The sequence below is a fragment of the Bradyrhizobium japonicum USDA 6 genome (assembly GCF_000284375.1).
Classification (GTDB): Bacteria; Pseudomonadota; Alphaproteobacteria; order Rhizobiales; family Xanthobacteraceae; genus Bradyrhizobium; species Bradyrhizobium japonicum.
Map to the genome: position 1 here is coordinate 4,293,911 of NC_017249.1, position 15,842 is coordinate 4,309,752.

Sequence of the window (15,842 nt, forward strand, 5' to 3'; positions counted from 1 at the left end):
ATCAGTCACTCCTCTGTTGCGCATTCCAGTGATCGATCGGCGCTATTGCAGGCGTTGCGCCTTGGCGGGATCCCAGGTGGCCAGCACGCGATCGCCCGGACGGAACGGGTGGACGTCGAAGGCGGCCTCGGGGAGGTGGGAGAACAGGGCGGTGCCGTCGTCGAGCGTGAGCGAGACGGCGATGTAGGAGCCCTGGTACTCGGTCTGGGTCAGCAGCGCCGGCGCGCCGAACGCGCCGTCAGTGAACGGCGCGATGCCGAGCTGATCGGCGCGCACGGCGATGAGGCTTCCGGCATCGCTGAGGACGTTGTGGCCACCGATGAAGCGCGCCACGAATTCGGTGCGGGGGTGGTGGAAGATGTCGCGCGCGGCGCCCTGCTGCTCGATCCGGCCCTGGTTCATCACCACGATGTGGTCGGCGAGCGCCATCGCTTCTTCCTGGCCGTGGGTGACCTGGATGAAGCTGATGCCAAGCTCGCGCTGAAGGCGCTTCAGCTCGCCGCGCATCTTCACCCGCAGGAACGGATCGAGTGCGGAGAGCGGCTCGTCGAGCAGCAAGATCTGCGGCTCGGTGATCAGTGCGCGAGCCAGCGCCACGCGCTGCTGCTGGCCGCCGGAGAGTTGGGCCGGAAGCCGGCCCGCATAGGGTGTCATCGCCACCAGCTCCAGCAATTCGCCGGCGCGCTTGTGCCTGGTCGTGCGGTCGACGCCGCGCATTTTGAGGGCAAACGCCACGTTGTCCAGCACGGTCAGATGCGGAAACAGCGCGTAGGACTGGAACATCATCGCCGTGCCGCGCTTGGCCGGCTCGAGGTCGGTCACGTTCTGCGCGCCGAGGATGATGTCGCCTTCGCTGACCGCCTCATGGCCCGCGATCATGCGCAAGGTCGAGGTCTTGCCGCAGCCGGAGGGGCCGAGCAGGCAGCAATAGGTCCCGGCCGGGATCTTCAAATTGACGGTGTCGACGGCCAGCGTCGTGTCGTAGCGCTTGGTGACGGCGACCAGTTCGAGAGCGGCGGGAGTGGCCATGGCGTGTCCAAGGGAGGGGCGATGCTCCCGTCTCTCCGCAAGGTCCGTGCCAACCGCCCTTGGCCGGCTGAATTCCAGAACTGTGCAGCAGAGTCAGGTCGTTAGATCGAATCCGCCGCCTTCGGCCGTCCGAGCATCCGTCTGCCTCGCTGCACACAAAACGGGCGCAGATTGTATAAACTTTTGCCTGTGATTGGATACAGCTCGTCGACTAACATTCAAGGCCGAACGTCGCCGATCGAGCCCTCACACCCAACCCTTCGAACTGATGGCCGCCAAGACTCGCCCGAAATCCGACGCGCCAGATGCGAGCGATCGCGTCAGCCGCATCAGGGAGGGGGTGACCGCCGCGATCCTCGAGCATCGCCTGCTGCCCGGTACGAAGCTCGGCGAGGACGAGATCGGCGAGATCTACGGCGCGAGCCGCACGCTGGTCCGCACCGCGCTCCAGCAGCTTGCGCATGAAGGCATCGTCAACATCGAGAAGAACCGCGGCGCCTTCGTCGCGCGGCCGACGCCGGGCGATGCCCGCGAAGTGTTCGAGGCGCGCCGCCTGATCGAGCCCACCATCGTCGATCACGCGATCGATGCGGTGTCGCCGGCCTGGATCGATCGCCTCCAGCAGCATCTCGCCGAGGAGCGCGAGGCGGAGCTGCGCGGCGACGCGCGCGCCTCGGTCCGGCTTTCCGGCGAGTTTCATCGCCTCGTCGCCGAGATGAGTGGCCACAGCATCTATCTCGGCTTCCTGAAAGAGCTGATCGCGCGCTCCTCGCTCATCATCTTGCTCTACCGCCGCCACGACACGCCGGCCTGCGGCACCGATCATCACGCCGGCATCGTCGCCGCGATCCGCAAGCGCGACAAGCAGGCTGCGCGCGTGCAGATGCTGTCGCATCTGGACGAGATCGAGGCCGAGCTGTTCCTGAAGGATCCCGCCGCCGACGAGCTGCGGCTCGCCGACGTGCTCGGTGCCTAACGAACCGCATCGTTTGGTTATGGCAGCGAAGATCCTTCGTTACGCCTGATGATCTTCAGCACGAGCAAGATCGCACCAAGGATCAGGAAGAGTACGCCGACGAAAGTCGTGCCGCCGGATTCGAAGGTCACGCCAACCGCGGTAAGCAGGCATCCGACGATGATTGCCAAGAGTCCGCCGAGCTTCTTGACCAGCAGGACGGGTCCGTCACTCGTTTGTGCCACCATGTTACGCCTCGTCATGTCGCGCCTGCGTTCGCCGCCCCTGTTGCTTACGTCCCCAGTCGAACAGGCCGGCATGATCGTACTCCCGAATGCGCAAGTTGCAATCTGGCGTTGATCGTAGAATCTCACAGCGTCTACATTTGATTTGAATTCGGTGTATGTGAGACAGCCTCACTTACTCAATTGCCTATTATTCCTTGGGGCGGTTTTTGCGGCGGTGCACCTTCTCCGGAGGCGGATAGCTGAATTGCGGAATCCCCCAGTGGTTGCAAATTGACTCTGTTGGGCAGGAAGCATCAACTACCGTCGCGCGGTTGAGTTCTAGAGCGGGATTGGCACGAGCCAAATCCGTTCCGTGGAGTATTGCAATGGCGTTACGTTCGGTCGTCGAGGAGCGGGAGCCGGCGTATGTCTCGACCGGCCATCCGCCTGATGCGGACACCGTTCAATCGCTGGTGACCGAGGCGCAGCGACGGTTTCAATCAAATCGCGACGGAATCAACTCGCAGGTCTATCCCGCGCTGGCGCGCGTTCCGAGCGAGCTGTTCGGGGTCTGTGTCGTCGGAACCAGCGGGCGCAGGCGCGGGCGTCAGGCTGTCGCCGCAGGACGCCGCGGCCTTGCCCGAGATATCGCCAGCCGATCATGCCGTTCCAGGCAGGCGTGAACCCGTTGCCGGCACCTTTGCGCAGCAGACTGGACGTCCGCTACCGGCACCGGGCCATCGGCCGCCGCCGTGGCCACCGTCGTGGCACCGGCGGCGTCGGCGCCGGGAGTGCTGGTGGCATCGTGGCCGCCGTCATTGCGGATGGCGCTGGAGATAAACGGAGGAGGATGTCATGACGACTTACGACCATGGTGCGCCGATGGGCGCGACCGGCCTGCCGCAACCGCCCCGCTGGGTCTGCGTGCTGCTGGGTCTCTTCATGGTGTTCGCCGGACTGATGGTGCTCGGCGACATCGCGTTCTTCACCGTGGTCAGCGCGCTGTTCATCGGCTGGATGGCCATCGCCGCGGGCGCCTTCGAGATCTTCCACGCATTCTGGACCAAGGGATGGGGCGGCCTCGTCTGGCAGATCATCCTCGGCGTTCTCTACATCGCCTTTGGCATCGTCCTCGTCAGCCAGCCGCTGACCGGCGCCCTCCTGCTCACCTATGTACTCGGCGTTGCGCTGCTGGCCTCCGGTGTGGTGCGCATGCTGATCGGCATCGGTCGCTGGCAGCAGGGCGGCGGGATCATGGTCGCATCCGGCCTGTTTGGCGTTCTGGCGGGGCTCGTCATCCTCACGGGCTTTCCGACGACCGGGCTCTGGGTCCTGGGACTGCTGCTCGGCATCGACTTGTTGTCCCATGGTATCGGGTGGCTAACGTTCGCCTGGACGCCGGCCGCTCGTGCGGCGTAGTTTTGCGCGGAGATTGAGCATGGGGGGTACGACGATGTCGGCCGGCTTGTTGAGGGCCGCGGCACTGCTTGCGGCGATCGGAACGACCCTCGGCGCGCCGCCGGCATCGGCGCAGCAGGACTCCGCCGTTCTGTTCCGCAATGTCAGGATCTTCGACGGCAAGGCTGGTGCACTCTCCCCGCCGTCGAGTGTCCTTGTCCGGAACAAGACGATCGAGAAGATTTCGGCCAGCGACATCACGGCCACCGCTCAAGTGATCGATGGCGGCGGCCGCGTGCTGATGCCGGGGCTGATCGACGCGCATTGGCACGCGATGCTGGTGCGCCCGACGCCGATGGCCGCGCTCGCAGGCGATGTCGGCTACAACAATCTGCTCGCCGCCAGCGAAGCAACGGCTACATTGATGCGCGGCTTCACCACCATACGCGACATGGGCGGCCCGAGTTTCGGCCTCAAGCAGGCCATCGACGAGGACCTCGTCGCTGGCCCGCGGATCTATCCGTCCGGCGCAATCATCACCATCACCGGTGGCCATGGCGACTTCCGGCAGCTCTCCGATCTGCCGCGAACCATCGGCGGCATGCTCAGCCGCATGGAACGGATCGGTGGCAGCATGGTCGCCGACAGTCCGGACGAGGTGCGCGTGCGGGCGCGCGAGCAGCTGATGCAGGGTGCCTCGCAGGTCAAGCTCACGGCGGGCGGCGGCGTCGCGTCGCCCTTCAGTCCGCTCGACGTCTCCACCTTCACCGAGCCCGAATTGCGCGCGGCCGTCGAGGCCGCCGACAATTGGGGCACCTACGTCGCCACGCACGCCTATACGCCGGTCGCGATCCAGCGCTCGATCGCGGCCGGTGTCAGATGCATCGAGCACGGTCATCTCATGGACGAGGCGAGCGCGAAGCTGATCGCGGAGAAGGGAATCTGGCTCAGCACCCAGCCGTTCCTGGATATGTCCATGGCTGCCGCGCTCGGGCCTTCGGAACAGGACAAGATGCGGCAGGTCGTTGCCGGCACCGACCGCGTCTACGCGCTGGCGAAGAAGTACAAGATCAAGACCGCGTTCGGCACTGACGTCCTGTTCTCGAAGGCATTGGCGGACAGGCAGGGCGCGATGCTGGCAGCGCTGACGCGCTGGTATACGCCGGCCGAAGCGCTGACGATGGCGACGTCAACCAACGCCGAACTCTTGAGCCTGTCGGGCCCGCGCAATCCCTATCCCGGCAAGCTCGGCGTGGTGGCGGAAGGCGCGCTCGCCGATCTCCTGCTGGTCGACGGCAATCCGCTCGACGACATCAAGCTGGTCGAAGATCCCGCGAAGAACTTTGTGGTGATCATGAAGGACGGCAGGATCTACAAGAACAGGCTCGCGCACTGACGAGCGCATGGCAGGCGTGAGCCCGCGAGATTCAATCGCTTCTAGTCTCGCTCGTCGGGAACCGGCTTTCCTGGCCGGGAGCCTTTTGCGATCGCCGGGGGCGCAGGAGGCCGCACGGGGCTTGTCACAGTCTCCGGCCTGTCATCATCGGAGGCGTGACTTCTGAGCGTCTCCAAAACCAGAAAGAATTTTTCTGCTAGCATGAGTCAAGCTCGCTGACGCGTTCATCTCGGTTTCGAGAACGACGAGATTCGCTATCAATTCGATCACTTACTGTACGCGGCGGCAATTTAATTCGTCACGCACGACGAATTATGACAGTCCTGCCCGATCTTTAGCGTCGAGCGTGTCGCAGGTGGACCATGATGCGTCGCGACGTAACGTTGCTATTCCTTGCGGGCCTGACGAGCTATATGCTGCGCTCTGTCATCAAACCGTCATGTCACCGGAAATGTTGAAATCAGACGCTACGCCGGCTCGCAAAACCATGAGCGCGCCGGATGGGAATCCTTTCCCCAAGGACAGGAACAAGAGAGCGCAAGTCGTCACCGGCTTCCTCAGGCAACGTGACGCAGCCGAGCCCGACCCGGAACATGCGATCGTCGAGGGCGCTGTGATTGATCAGACGCCATCGCAAGACACGACGCCTGCACCGGAGCCATCCCAGTCCGGCACTGCTGCGCGTCCCGCCGGTGAGATCGAGCTCAAGCTTCTCGTCGATGCCGATCACATGGCGCATTTAAACGCCGCGCCGGTCATCACTGCCAACGCGCGCAACAAGGGCACGCGCAAGCATCTCAAGTCGATCTATTACGACACGGCCGAGCGCCTGCTTCGGCGCAATGGCCTGAGCCTGCGTGTCCGCCAGAGCGGCGCGCGCTTCGTGCAGACGGTGAAGACGGACGCCGCGGACGATCCGTTGCGCCGTGGCGAGTGGGAGGCGAGCGTGTCATCGCTTGCGCCCGATCTCGCCCTGGCGATGCCCTTTATTCCGGAGAAGCTTCGTAGCCACCTCGTGACGCAGCCGCTCGAAGTCGTCTTCACCGCTGACATCCGTCGTCATGCGAGGATGATCGACTTGCCGTCCGGCACGGTCGAAATCGCCTTCGATCAAGGCGAGCTGACGGCTGGCGATCGCTCGATGCCGGTGAGCGAGATCGAGCTTGAGCTGAAGAGCGGCAGCGCCAGCACGATCTACGAGGTCGCGCTGCGGCTCGCGGAGCAGGGTGCGGTGAAGCCGTCCATCCGGACCAAGTCGGCGCGCGGCTTTGATCTTGCCGCCGACAAGCCGCCCCCGGCACGTCGCCCGCGAAAATTTCGCCTCGATGCGTCGGTCACGCTCGACGAGGCCTTCGCGACGATCCTGCGCTCCTGCTTCCTCCATCTGCTTCAGTCGCTGCCGGCCGCCGAGGACGGGCGCAACCCGGAAGGCGTGCATCAACTCCGCGTCTCGCTGCGCCGGCTGCGATCGGCGCTCGACCTGATGCGATCGGTCGGTGCGCTCAGCAATCTCGACGCGCTGCGGACGGAAGCCAAATGGCTGGCGCAAGACCTGTCCGCCGCCCGTGATTGGGACGTGTTCCAGCTCGACACCTTGCCGACGATCGCAAAGGCCTGTCCGTCGGTCGCCGGCTTCGATTCGCTGGGCCGGGCTGCGGCCGAGCGCCAGTCGGACGCCTATCGCAAGGCGCATGATGCGCTCGACGATCGCCGCTGTGCCGTGTTCCTGATCGGCCTCGGAAACTGGATCGAGACGCGAGGCTGGCGCAACGACGTTGCCGCCGAAGATCTCGGCCAGCTCGCCGAACCCGCCGTCGACTTCGCGCAGCGCATCTTGTCGGAGCAATACGCCAAGGTGCTCAAGCGCGGCCGCCACTTCAAGTCGCTCCCCGCCGAGGAGCTGCACCGGGTGCGGCTCGCGACCAAGCGGTTGCGCTATCTCAGCGAGTTCCTGCTGCCGCTGTACGAGGATCGCAAGTCGGCGCGACGTTTCTCGCGCAGGCTCGCCGCCTTGCAGGAGGAGCTCGGCGCCTTCAACGACATGGCGGTCACGGCATCGCTGCTCGATGGGCTCGGTACTGAACCCGACAGCGCCATCGCGGCCGCGGCGATCGCCGGCTGGCAGGCACGTGCATCGATCGGCGTGCAGCCCGCTTTGCAACGCACGTGGCGCGATTTCACCGCCGCGCGCGTGCCCTGGTCGTCGCAGGGCTGATTGCTCTCCCCAAAAAAGTTGCGGCCAGCCATTGGGGGATGGCTGGCCGCGCGCGAACCGGTCTGGGACGGGGAGGGGTGGGGATGTGACCGGGCCGCGTAACTCGTTTCCTGACTGCTAGTTCTTGGCGCTGGCGGTGGAGACCGCCGGCTTGGTGTCGCCGAGCGAGACCCAGACATTGGGATCGCTCTGTGACTGGCGCTTGACGAAGCGGTAGCCGGTCTCGGTCCAGGCAACGACGTTCTCGTTCTGATTGTCGAGAACGAACTCGCCCTTGTCGGTCTTCACCGTCAGCACCGCGTGTCCTTCGCCCTTCTTGTCCCGCACGACGGTGATGAGCAGGGCCTCGCGCGGCCATCCGGCATCGATCAGCATCTTGCGCTTCAGCAGCACGTAGTCTTCACAATCGCCGTAACCGTCGGTCGGCAGCGACCACTTCTCGATCACGCCCCAGTGCTCCTGGTCGGTCAAAGGCTTGACGGTCTCGTTGACCCAGCGATTGACCTTGACGAGGTCGCGCCATGCGGCCTGCGACATCACGATGTCGCGCGGTTGCGTCGGCGCGCCCTGGCACTGAGCGGCATTATCCGCACAGAACTCGACCCAGCCGATCGGCGCACGCGTGGTGTCGCCGAGGCTCGCGTAGAGCAGACGGCCTTCGCCGGCCTGCGCTGCCGCGCTGATCCCGAAGAGCATGACAGCCAGTGCCAGCCCTTTCCCCTGTCCCCTGAAGTCCAACATTGCGGCCCCCGTTTCTTGTTGGGACCACATTTCGCATGGAGCTTTTGAGTTGGCGCTAAACCGGCAAAGTCAAGTCGAGACGAATGCAAGTAAAAAGCGCGATGAATTCGATCTATACTTGAATCGAATTCGACTAAGATTTGAAATGACTTCAATTGATTCAAATTTTATCTATTAACGCGGAAACGCTGGCGGAACTGTTGTTTGCGCGCGCGCGCAGCCCTCGCGTTAACCCGCGCGAGGCGGTCACCGGACACGAAAAAGGCGGCGTCCGCATCGCGGAGGCCGCCTTCAGGGCTGGAAATACAGGCGTTTTCGCGTCGTCGCGCTTTACCGCGCGGTAACGCTCTCTTCGAGAGTCTCGATCGGCTGCTCGTGCATGAACTCCAGCGCGAAGCCGTCCTCGAGGTTTCGCACCACGCGGCCCTGGACCCGGCCAAGCAGCACGATCGATTTCAGCGGCGGGCGGTTCTCCGCGGCAATGGCGGCACCGGACAGCGAGAGGTCGATGATGCGGCAGGTCATCTTGGTGCCGTCCTCGAGCGTCAGCACCGCGATCGGGTTGCGCGGCACGATACGGTCGTGGCGGCGATCTTCCGGCAGATTGAGGATGTCGCGGTTGGCAAGCCAGGTCAGCTGTGCCGCCAGCTTGTCGCGCTTGCGCGGCGTCGCCCCGACGGTCATGGCGAACCCGTTGTCGATGATGCGGGTGATCTTGCCCTCGACCCGGCCGATATGGTCGAGATAGGCGACCACGCGGTCGCCGACATTGCCGATGCCGGGGGCCAGAAGCGCCAGTCCGCCCGGCGACATGTTGATGACCTGGCAGGGGAATTCCCGGCGGTCAGGCAGCATGTAACGGCCGAGCAGGTGGACCTTCACCCGCTGGAAACGCCGTCGTTCCTCGGCGGCCGGAAGAAATTTTTTGTTCGCCAACGCCATTTTCACAACCCGACCCCCCGCCTGGCGGAGTCCGGCACGACCCTAAGGTGCACAGGGTTAACGCCGCGTTAGGATTGGGTGCGTCGATTACGGACAGCCACAATGCGCTCGAAAAGCCACATCAGCGGCGGGCAGGCCAGCACCGTCAGCGCGCCGAGGTCGAGTGCAACCGCGGCCGTTCCGGCCGATTTGGCCAGCCGGCCGGCCACCGCCGGCCCCAGCATCATCGCGGCATAGAAGAGAGTGTAGAACACGCCCATGCCGATCGCCCTTGTTTCCGGCGCGAGCACGCGGGCGGCCAGGCTCATGATCGGGCCGGCCGGATGGCCGCCGATCAGGCCGATCAGGACGAGGATCGTGATCACCGCATCCGATCGCGGCAACCAGGCCAGCAGGGCGGCCACGATGAGGCTGGCCGCGGTCGCGAGCGTGAGCGGCCGCTTGAAGCGGTCGGCGAGATAGCCGCCTGCTGGCACCGAGATCACCGACAGCCACATCACGAGGCTGATCGCGGAGCCCGCCGCCGCAATGCTCCAGCCGCGCTCGGCGAGCAGGGAGGGCCCGAACGAGAAGATCATGGCGAAGCCGACATTAAAGAGTCCCCAGATCAGGCCAGCGACGATCACCGCCAGCAGCGCGAGCGGATCGAGCCGGCCCGGGCCGGCTGCGGTGACCGTGGCTCCCGGCGGCGACTGATAGAGCGAGATCAGCACAATACCGATTGCCGTGAGGGCGCCCGCCGTCAGGAACACCGCGCTTGCGCCATAGGCCGTGCCGATCGCAGGCAGCACCAGCAGCGAGATCGCGACGCCGGCCGGCCAGGAGTTGACGAAGATCGCCATCGCGGTCGCAATCTCCTTCCCGGCGAACCAGTCGGTGCCCATCTTGGTGAGCTGCACCGTCAGCAGCACGCCGCCGGCGCCGGAGACGAGCCGGCCCGCCATCTGCCAGCCCCAGACCTCGGTGGTGGCCATGACGAGGCTGCCCGCGGTCATCAGCAGCAGCGCTGCGATCGTCGTCGGCTTGTCGCCAAGGGTCCGGCCGATCGCGCCGCCCGGCAGCGCCAGCACGATGCCGGGGGTGAAATAGAGTCCGATCAGGATGCCGATATCGGCGAGCCCGACGGCAAAGGTCTGCTGCAGCAACGGCGCAACCGCGGCCACGCTCTGGAACTGGAACGCGATGGTGAGGCGCACGACGAACAGGATCGCAAGAATGCCCCAGCGATTGCGCAACGCCTCATCTCCTCAGGCCCATCTCGAGGGTGCGGTGCGGAGGGACGAGAGTCAACCGGCTGTCCTCCTCGTCGCGCGCCCATAGAGAAGGCACAGCAGCGCCAGCAGCACCGCGGCCGAGAGCCCGAGCGACCAGTGAATGCCGATCGCCGCACCGAACAGGCCGACGGTGATGCCGCTGAAGGCCCGCATCCCGAGCCCGGCCATGTTGTAGAGCCCGACGACGCGGCCGCGGATGTCGTGCGGTGCGTTCAACTGCACCAGCGCCTGCGCCATGGTGTTGAAGGACAGCTCGAAGAAGCCTGCGAAGAACAGCAGCACGATCGCGACCGGATAGATCCGCACCGCGGCAAAGCCGAGCAGCGCCACGCTCCACAGCATCGCGAGCGTGATCGCGGTGCGCGGCGTGCCCTTCAACCGTCCCCAAGATTCCAGCGCGATGCCGGCGAGCAGTGCGCCGGCTGCGTCGGCCGCGAGCAGAACGCTGTAGGAGACGCCGGGATCGCCGTGGCCGAGATCGCCGGCAAAGCCCGGCATCTGCGCGTGATAGGCGTTGCCGATCATGAAGGAGGTGAGGCCGGCGAGCCACGTCATCGCTGTCAGCACCGGCTGGGTGCCGATGGCACGCATCGTCAGCACGATGTCGGCAAGGCCGCGCACGGCGAAGCGCCGCACCGCGACGCTCTTGTCGCGCACCGGCGCCCAGAACAGCCACAGCAGCATCGGCAGGTAGAACAGCGTGTTGAAGATGATGCCGTGCGAGGTGCCCAGCGTGAGCATGATGACGCCGCCGACGGCAGGTCCGACCAGGATGCCGAGATAGCGCGCCATCGCATTCAGCCGCACCGCGCTCGGTAGATCCGCAGGGCCGACGAGGTCGTAGAGCAGCAGCTGGTTCGGAGTCTGCCACAACACGCCGGCGCAGCCATGGATCACCAGCAGCAGCATCGCGTGCCACATCTGGATGGTATCGGTGATGAAGAAGAAGCCCCATCCGGCCGAGGCCACGATGAACAGCAGCATGCCGCATTGGATGATGCGCCGGGGATCGAACCGGTCGGCGAGCCCGCCGACCGCGACCGAGAACAGCAGGAACGGCAGCCAGTGCGACAGCACGGCAAAGCCCCCCAACGTCGGCGAATGGAATTTCTGGAACACCACCCAATAGCTGATCACATGCTCGATATTGTCCGCCATCATCGCCAGCACGTAGGCGATGAACTGGAGCCGGTACGGCACCGACTTCATCGCCGCGAACGATCCGGACGCGACAACAGGATTTTGGGGCAGGGGTTCAAGCGATCACCAGGGTGAGACCCTTGGGGCCATACACGTTCGCCGCCGGCCGCTCAAGACACCTGGGTGTGTGTCCGTAGCCCGCAATTCGGGACCGCCGGCCCCGTATTCCGCAGAGCTCCATGCGGGCTACGAAGCAGCGCGTCACGCGATCTCCGTCGCCAGAAACGACCTGACCGCCGCAGCAAACTCATCCGGCTTGTCATATGGCAACCCATGGCCCGCATTCGCGATCACCTCATAGCGGAGGTGCTGATTGAGCCCCTGCAGCTCCCGCGCCGTCTCGACCGAGACAACGCCATTGTCTCCGAAGACAAGCAGGCTCGGCACGGCAATGGCTTCGACAAGCTCGCGATAATCCGGGTTCGGCGGCGTGAGCACCTCGAAGGCGCTGATCTCCGTCCGCAGCCGCGCATCGATGATCAGGTCAAGCAGTTCGGATGAGCGGTGCGGATGCCGCCGCCGGGCCTCGGCCAGCGCCTCGTCCTTGTCCCGAGCGAGAAGCCGGCGATGCTGCTCGGCGACGTCGCTCCGGTAAACCTCGCGCTGGCGCTCCGGTGCCAAGAAAGTCGGATCGGCGAGGATAACGCTGCGAATGGCCGTACCCATCTCGCTCGCAACCACGGCCGCGGTCATGCCGCCCATGGAATGGCCGAGCAGGATCGGGGCAGTCAGCCCGAGCGCGTCAATGAAGCCGATGACGTCGTCTGCGAGATCGCAGTACAGATACCCGCCGGACGGTGCGCTCGACGCGCCATGTCCTCTCGCAGAGGGCATGATGACGTCGTAGCCGTCCTCGAGAGCGCGCGCGAACGGTGTCCAGCAGGCGCCGCTTCCGGTCAGCCCATGCAGCGCAATCAGCGCAGGCTTGTCGTCCCCGGTCCGTAAATAATGGATGTCGATGCCATTTGCCGCGCAGGTTCGGCTTGTCCAGTTTGTCATTCGCAACGACTGTCAAAGAATCAACCCCGACACCATCCTACCCCAGCGCCTTGACGTACACCGCATACGGCACGCCCAAAATATCCGGCGCCTCGCGAACCCTGGTAAATCCCATCCGCTGATACATCGGCAGCGCGACCGTCATGATCGGCGTCGTATGCAGGGCAATGGCCGGCGACTGGTCGCGCTCGGCGCGGCGCAGGCATTCCTCCGTCAATTGCCGGCCGATGCCCTTGCCGCGCGCGGCCGGATCGACCACCAGCATGCGGATGATCGGCCAGGCCGGATCGAAGAAGGCCGGCTTCGGGGCTCGCGGCCCGACATAGGCGACGGCGCCGACGATCTGGCCGCCATCCTCGGCGACGATGATCTCGCCGGTCTTGGCAAGCTCAGGCATCTTCGCGACATGGGTAGTGAACAACGGCCAATCGGAATAGTCCTGCTCGAATTGCGCGAATGCCGCGAGAGCGACGCGCACGATCGCTTCCGCATCCGCTGGCTGATAGTCACGTAGCATCGAAGTCGTCCTTGTAGCCCGGATGGAGCGAAGCGCAATCCGGGGCCGCCGGTCGCGCATTTCGCTTCGCTCCATGCGGGTTTCGAGACTCACGCTTGGCACGACCGCGCATCTCACATACGCTTCGCGTCAGCCCGCACCATCAATCATAACAGACGGGCAGCGAGGAAACAGCCATGGACCAGATCCGCGTCTGCACTCACGCAGGACCGGGCTCGGAGCCCGTCATCAAGACCGTGCCATGGCCAAAGGTCGGCCGGAAGGCCGCGCTGATCAAGGTCGGTGCCTGCGGCGTCTGCGGCACCGATCTGCACATTCTCAAAGGGCATTGGCCGAAGCCGCTGCCCTGGCCGTTCACGCTCGGACACGAGCTCGGCGGAATCATCGTCGAATGCGGCGACGAATTCACCGAGGACTTCATGAGCAAGCCGCTGAAGGTCGGCTCGAAAGTGATGATCCCGCCGTTGATGCCCTGCGGCCGTTGCTATTACTGCATCCATTATCCGCAGACCGCCAACAAATGCCTGACGCCGGTCTATTACGGCCGCTATCTCGGCTTCGACAAGGCGCCTCATATGTGGGGCGGCTGGGCCGAATATGTCTATGTCGATCTCGACATGCTGCCGGGCACGAAGATCTACAAGCTGCCCGACGACATGTCGCTGCGGCTGGGCGCGCTGTCGGAGCCGCTGACCTCCTGCATCCGCGCCTTCAACCGCGCCAGTCGCGCCGGCGGTTTTTCCTGGAGCGACACCGTGGTGATCCAGGGCTCGGGTCCGATCGGCATTCTCGCGGTCGCGGCCGCCAAGGAGATGGGGGCGGGGCGCGTGATCTGCGTCGGCGCGCCGGAAGAGCCGCGGCTCAAGCTCGCGCGCGAGTTCGGCGCGGAGGCGACGGTGAACATCGAGGAGATCAAATCGCCGCAGGAGCGCATCGCGCGCGTCCGCGAGATCGTAGGCCATTTCGGCGCCGATCTCGTGATGGATTGTTCGGGCCATCCGACCGCCGGCCCCGAGGGCATCGAGATGCTGCGCGACGGCGGCACCTATGTCGAGATGGGTCAGTTCACCGACGCCGGCTCGATCGAGACCTCCTGGCACCGCATCTGCACCAAGGATCTCAACGTGCTGGGATCCTGGGGCTTCACCGGAAATGATCTCCCGCTCGGCGTCGACATGCTCTACCGCACGCGCGACAAGTATCCCTGGCTGAAGATGCAGACGATCTATCCCTTTACGGAGGAAGGCGTCGCGCAGGCGGTGAGGGATGCGATGGCGATGAAGACGGTGAAATCGACCATCGTGCCGTGGCCGGAATTGGTGGACTAGACCATGCCGTCCGTTCCACCCGATCTCGCAGCATTCCTGGTCGAAGCCAAGCGGCGCACCTATGCGGGGCTCGACGACGACGCGACCGTGGCCGCGCCGCTGCTCGCCGGCTCCAAGCAGCTCGAGCATCGCGCGCCACCTTATGCCTATCGCGATATCTATTTCGGGATGGGGTTTTTCGTCGGGCAGGAGACCGTGTCACGGGATGATCGTGTCATCTGGTCGATGAGCTACAGTGGTGGCGCCCGCGCGGACATCACGGATCGGCCCACGCTGCTCGAGATCTACAAATTCCTGCGCCAGGCGCTGTTGGGCGTAAGCGTCGAGGAGCCTTATCGGGGACCGCACCTGTACGAGCAGGCAGGCATGACTTACCGCAACGAGGTCGAAGGTACGCTCGATCGCTTCCGCGGCATCGAGACGATCGCGCGGCATGATGGCGTGCCGCTGTACGAGCTGCGCTATAGCGGTGGTCTGCTGCGGTAATTCTTGAACCTTGTAGCCCGGATGGAGCGCAGCGCAATCCGGGGCCGGCGGTCCCGCATTCCGTTTCACTCCATGCGGGCTACGAGCCTGAGTTTGGAATGAGGGCCACGATGACAGACGAACCTAACCCGCGCACCCGCTCCCCCTTCAACGCCATTCGCGCGATCGACTACACCGTCATCTTCGTGCGCGACATGGCGGCGATGCGCCGGTTCTACGAGGACGTTCTCGCCTTTCCGCTGTTGCGCGAGCTCTCGCCGAACTGGATCGAGTACGGCCTGGGCGGCAACACGCTGGCGCTGGCGAGACCGAGCCGGACCGCGGCCGACGCGCCGACACCGGCGGGCAGCGCCTCGCTGCAACTGGCCTTCAAGGTGTCCGCGACCGAGGTCGATCAATGTGCCGATGAACTGGTGCGGCAGGGCGTGGCGCTGCTGTCACCGCCGACGAACCAGTCGTTCGGACATCGGACGCTGTTCTTTCGCGATCCCGACGGCAATTTGCTGGAGGTCTATGCCGAGATCTAATGCGCCCAAGAAGTTCCATCGGGAATCCCCGATCTATCCATGTTAAGGTGAAACTTAGGCCCAGGTTCCGACTTTCACTTCACGGGAGAGGTATCGTGAAGCGAATCCTGAAACCCGTTACTTATGTTTTGGCGGCCATCTACTTCCTGGTGGATGCCGTCTTCATGGCCGTGGCGCGGCCAATGGCGCGCTGGATTGGGCGGCATTTCGAATTCAAGTGGTTGCGTGCCTGGATCAGGTCGCTGTCCCCTTATCCCTCGCTTGCCCTGTTTTCCGTGCCTGTGATCATTCTGGAGCCGATCAAGCCGGTGGCGGCCTACCTCGCCGCAACGGGGCAGGTCGTGAGCGCCGCCGTGACTTTCATCGTCGGCGAACTGCTCAAGCTTGTGCTGGTCGAGCGCCTGTTCCATCTCACCCGCGACAAGCTGATGCGGATTCCGGCGTTCGCCTGGGCGTACGGCAAGTTCTCCGAGGTGAAGGCGTGGCTGCAGGCAACCGAAGCCTGGCGCGCCGTCCGCGCCTTGAGCCGCGCGGCGAGGGACACTGTTGCACGGGCAAGGGCGAGGCTGGTCGGCCGCTTCAGCAGGCTGGTGACCTCCAGGGATTAG

The 15,842-nt window shown here is 64.7% G+C and carries 17 protein-coding genes; 9 read left to right on the top strand and 8 right to left on the bottom strand.

The features are described from left to right. Nucleotides 1-42: 42 nt before the first annotated feature. Complete coding sequence (locus BJ6T_RS20075; protein ID WP_014494296.1) at nucleotides 43-1,029, bottom strand: ABC transporter ATP-binding protein; 987 nt, start codon at nucleotides 1,027-1,029, stop codon at nucleotides 43-45. A 268-nt stretch (nucleotides 1,030-1,297) separates the two neighbouring features. Between BJ6T_RS20075 and BJ6T_RS20080 the strand changes: the two genes are divergently transcribed. Next, nucleotides 1,298-2,005 (top strand): GntR family transcriptional regulator, encoded by a 708-nt coding sequence (locus BJ6T_RS20080; RefSeq protein ID WP_014494297.1) that lies wholly within the window; start codon nucleotides 1,298-1,300, stop codon nucleotides 2,003-2,005. Nucleotides 2,006-2,022: 17 nt separating this feature from the next. Here the strand turns inward: BJ6T_RS20080 and BJ6T_RS20085 are convergent, their stop codons facing one another. Then, nucleotides 2,023-2,232, bottom strand: coding sequence for a hypothetical protein (locus tag BJ6T_RS20085; RefSeq protein ID WP_014494298.1), 210 nt, complete (start codon nucleotides 2,230-2,232; stop codon nucleotides 2,023-2,025). A gap of 365 nt (nucleotides 2,233-2,597) precedes the next feature. Here BJ6T_RS20085 and BJ6T_RS20090 point away from each other — a divergent pair, with 365 nt between their 5' ends. From BJ6T_RS20090 to BJ6T_RS20105, 4 genes are all read left to right on the top strand, one after another. Beyond that, nucleotides 2,598-2,894 (top strand): hypothetical protein, encoded by a 297-nt coding sequence (locus BJ6T_RS20090; protein ID WP_028170182.1) that lies wholly within the window; start codon nucleotides 2,598-2,600, stop codon nucleotides 2,892-2,894. Between the two features lie 172 nt (nucleotides 2,895-3,066). Next, on the top strand, nucleotides 3,067-3,630 hold the full coding sequence (locus BJ6T_RS20095) for an HdeD family acid-resistance protein (RefSeq protein WP_014494299.1): 564 nt from the start codon (nucleotides 3,067-3,069) through the stop codon (nucleotides 3,628-3,630). A 19-nt stretch (nucleotides 3,631-3,649) separates the two neighbouring features. Continuing rightward, nucleotides 3,650-5,005, top strand: a complete 1,356-nt coding sequence (locus tag BJ6T_RS20100) for a metal-dependent hydrolase family protein (RefSeq protein WP_014494300.1) — start codon at nucleotides 3,650-3,652, stop codon at nucleotides 5,003-5,005. A gap of 451 nt (nucleotides 5,006-5,456) precedes the next feature. Further along, entirely contained in the window at nucleotides 5,457-7,220 is a 1,764-nt protein-coding gene (locus tag BJ6T_RS20105; RefSeq protein ID WP_028170181.1) for a CYTH and CHAD domain-containing protein, read from the top strand. Between the two features lie 117 nt (nucleotides 7,221-7,337). On the opposite strand, the gene BJ6T_RS20110 is transcribed toward BJ6T_RS20105, so the two are convergent. From BJ6T_RS20110 to BJ6T_RS20135, 6 genes are all read right to left on the bottom strand, one after another. Then, entirely contained in the window at nucleotides 7,338-7,961 is a 624-nt protein-coding gene (locus BJ6T_RS20110; protein WP_014494302.1) for a transglutaminase-like cysteine peptidase, read from the bottom strand. A gap of 330 nt (nucleotides 7,962-8,291) precedes the next feature. Further along, nucleotides 8,292-8,903 (bottom strand): PilZ domain-containing protein, encoded by a 612-nt coding sequence (locus tag BJ6T_RS20115; protein ID WP_028154094.1) that lies wholly within the window; start codon nucleotides 8,901-8,903, stop codon nucleotides 8,292-8,294. Nucleotides 8,904-8,971: 68 nt separating this feature from the next. After that, complete coding sequence (locus tag BJ6T_RS20120; protein WP_014494304.1) at nucleotides 8,972-10,138, bottom strand: MFS transporter; 1,167 nt, start codon at nucleotides 10,136-10,138, stop codon at nucleotides 8,972-8,974. A gap of 51 nt (nucleotides 10,139-10,189) precedes the next feature. After that, complete coding sequence (locus tag BJ6T_RS20125) at nucleotides 10,190-11,428, bottom strand: MFS transporter (RefSeq protein WP_283808200.1); 1,239 nt, start codon at nucleotides 11,426-11,428, stop codon at nucleotides 10,190-10,192. A gap of 150 nt (nucleotides 11,429-11,578) precedes the next feature. After that, nucleotides 11,579-12,376 (bottom strand): alpha/beta fold hydrolase, encoded by a 798-nt coding sequence (locus tag BJ6T_RS20130; RefSeq protein ID WP_014494306.1) that lies wholly within the window; start codon nucleotides 12,374-12,376, stop codon nucleotides 11,579-11,581. Nucleotides 12,377-12,413: 37 nt separating this feature from the next. Beyond that, nucleotides 12,414-12,893: a GNAT family N-acetyltransferase gene (locus tag BJ6T_RS20135; protein WP_014494307.1), complete on the bottom strand. Its 480-nt coding sequence runs from the start codon at nucleotides 12,891-12,893 to the stop codon at nucleotides 12,414-12,416. Nucleotides 12,894-13,069: 176 nt separating this feature from the next. Between BJ6T_RS20135 and BJ6T_RS20140 the strand changes: the two genes are divergently transcribed. The 4 genes from BJ6T_RS20140 (at nucleotide 13,070) to BJ6T_RS20155 (ending at nucleotide 15,842) form a co-directional block, all read left to right on the top strand. Next, nucleotides 13,070-14,221, top strand: coding sequence for a zinc-binding dehydrogenase (locus tag BJ6T_RS20140; protein WP_014494308.1), 1,152 nt, complete (start codon nucleotides 13,070-13,072; stop codon nucleotides 14,219-14,221). A gap of 3 nt (nucleotides 14,222-14,224) precedes the next feature. Then, complete coding sequence (locus BJ6T_RS20145; RefSeq protein WP_014494309.1) at nucleotides 14,225-14,707, top strand: DUF5680 domain-containing protein; 483 nt, start codon at nucleotides 14,225-14,227, stop codon at nucleotides 14,705-14,707. Between the two features lie 110 nt (nucleotides 14,708-14,817). Further along, a complete protein-coding gene (locus BJ6T_RS20150; protein WP_014494310.1) occupies nucleotides 14,818-15,234 on the top strand; it encodes a VOC family protein in 417 nt (138 codons plus the stop codon). 95 nt (nucleotides 15,235-15,329) lie between these two features. After that, nucleotides 15,330-15,842, top strand: a complete 513-nt coding sequence (locus BJ6T_RS20155) for a hypothetical protein (RefSeq protein ID WP_014494311.1) — start codon at nucleotides 15,330-15,332, stop codon at nucleotides 15,840-15,842.

Coding starts and splice junctions, on each gene's coding strand:
- BJ6T_RS20100 (WP_014494300.1), top strand. CDS start 3,650: ATGGGGGGTACGACGATGTCGGCCGGCTTGTTGAGGGCCGCGGCACTG.
- BJ6T_RS20075 (WP_014494296.1), bottom strand. CDS start 1,029: ATGGCCACTCCCGCCGCTCTCGAACTGGTCGCCGTCACCAAGCGCTAC.
- BJ6T_RS20110 (WP_014494302.1), bottom strand. CDS start 7,961: ATGTTGGACTTCAGGGGACAGGGGAAAGGGCTGGCACTGGCTGTCATG.
- BJ6T_RS20095 (WP_014494299.1), top strand. CDS start 3,067: ATGACGACTTACGACCATGGTGCGCCGATGGGCGCGACCGGCCTGCCG.
- BJ6T_RS20105 (WP_028170181.1), top strand. CDS start 5,457: ATGTTGAAATCAGACGCTACGCCGGCTCGCAAAACCATGAGCGCGCCG.
- BJ6T_RS20150 (WP_014494310.1), top strand. CDS start 14,818: ATGACAGACGAACCTAACCCGCGCACCCGCTCCCCCTTCAACGCCATT.
- BJ6T_RS20135 (WP_014494307.1), bottom strand. CDS start 12,893: ATGCTACGTGACTATCAGCCAGCGGATGCGGAAGCGATCGTGCGCGTC.
- BJ6T_RS20145 (WP_014494309.1), top strand. CDS start 14,225: ATGCCGTCCGTTCCACCCGATCTCGCAGCATTCCTGGTCGAAGCCAAG.
- BJ6T_RS20090 (WP_028170182.1), top strand. CDS start 2,598: ATGGCGTTACGTTCGGTCGTCGAGGAGCGGGAGCCGGCGTATGTCTCG.
- BJ6T_RS20085 (WP_014494298.1), bottom strand. CDS start 2,232: ATGGTGGCACAAACGAGTGACGGACCCGTCCTGCTGGTCAAGAAGCTC.
- BJ6T_RS20115 (WP_028154094.1), bottom strand. CDS start 8,903: ATGGCGTTGGCGAACAAAAAATTTCTTCCGGCCGCCGAGGAACGACGG.
- BJ6T_RS20130 (WP_014494306.1), bottom strand. CDS start 12,376: ATGACAAACTGGACAAGCCGAACCTGCGCGGCAAATGGCATCGACATC.
- BJ6T_RS20140 (WP_014494308.1), top strand. CDS start 13,070: ATGGACCAGATCCGCGTCTGCACTCACGCAGGACCGGGCTCGGAGCCC.
- BJ6T_RS20080 (WP_014494297.1), top strand. CDS start 1,298: ATGGCCGCCAAGACTCGCCCGAAATCCGACGCGCCAGATGCGAGCGAT.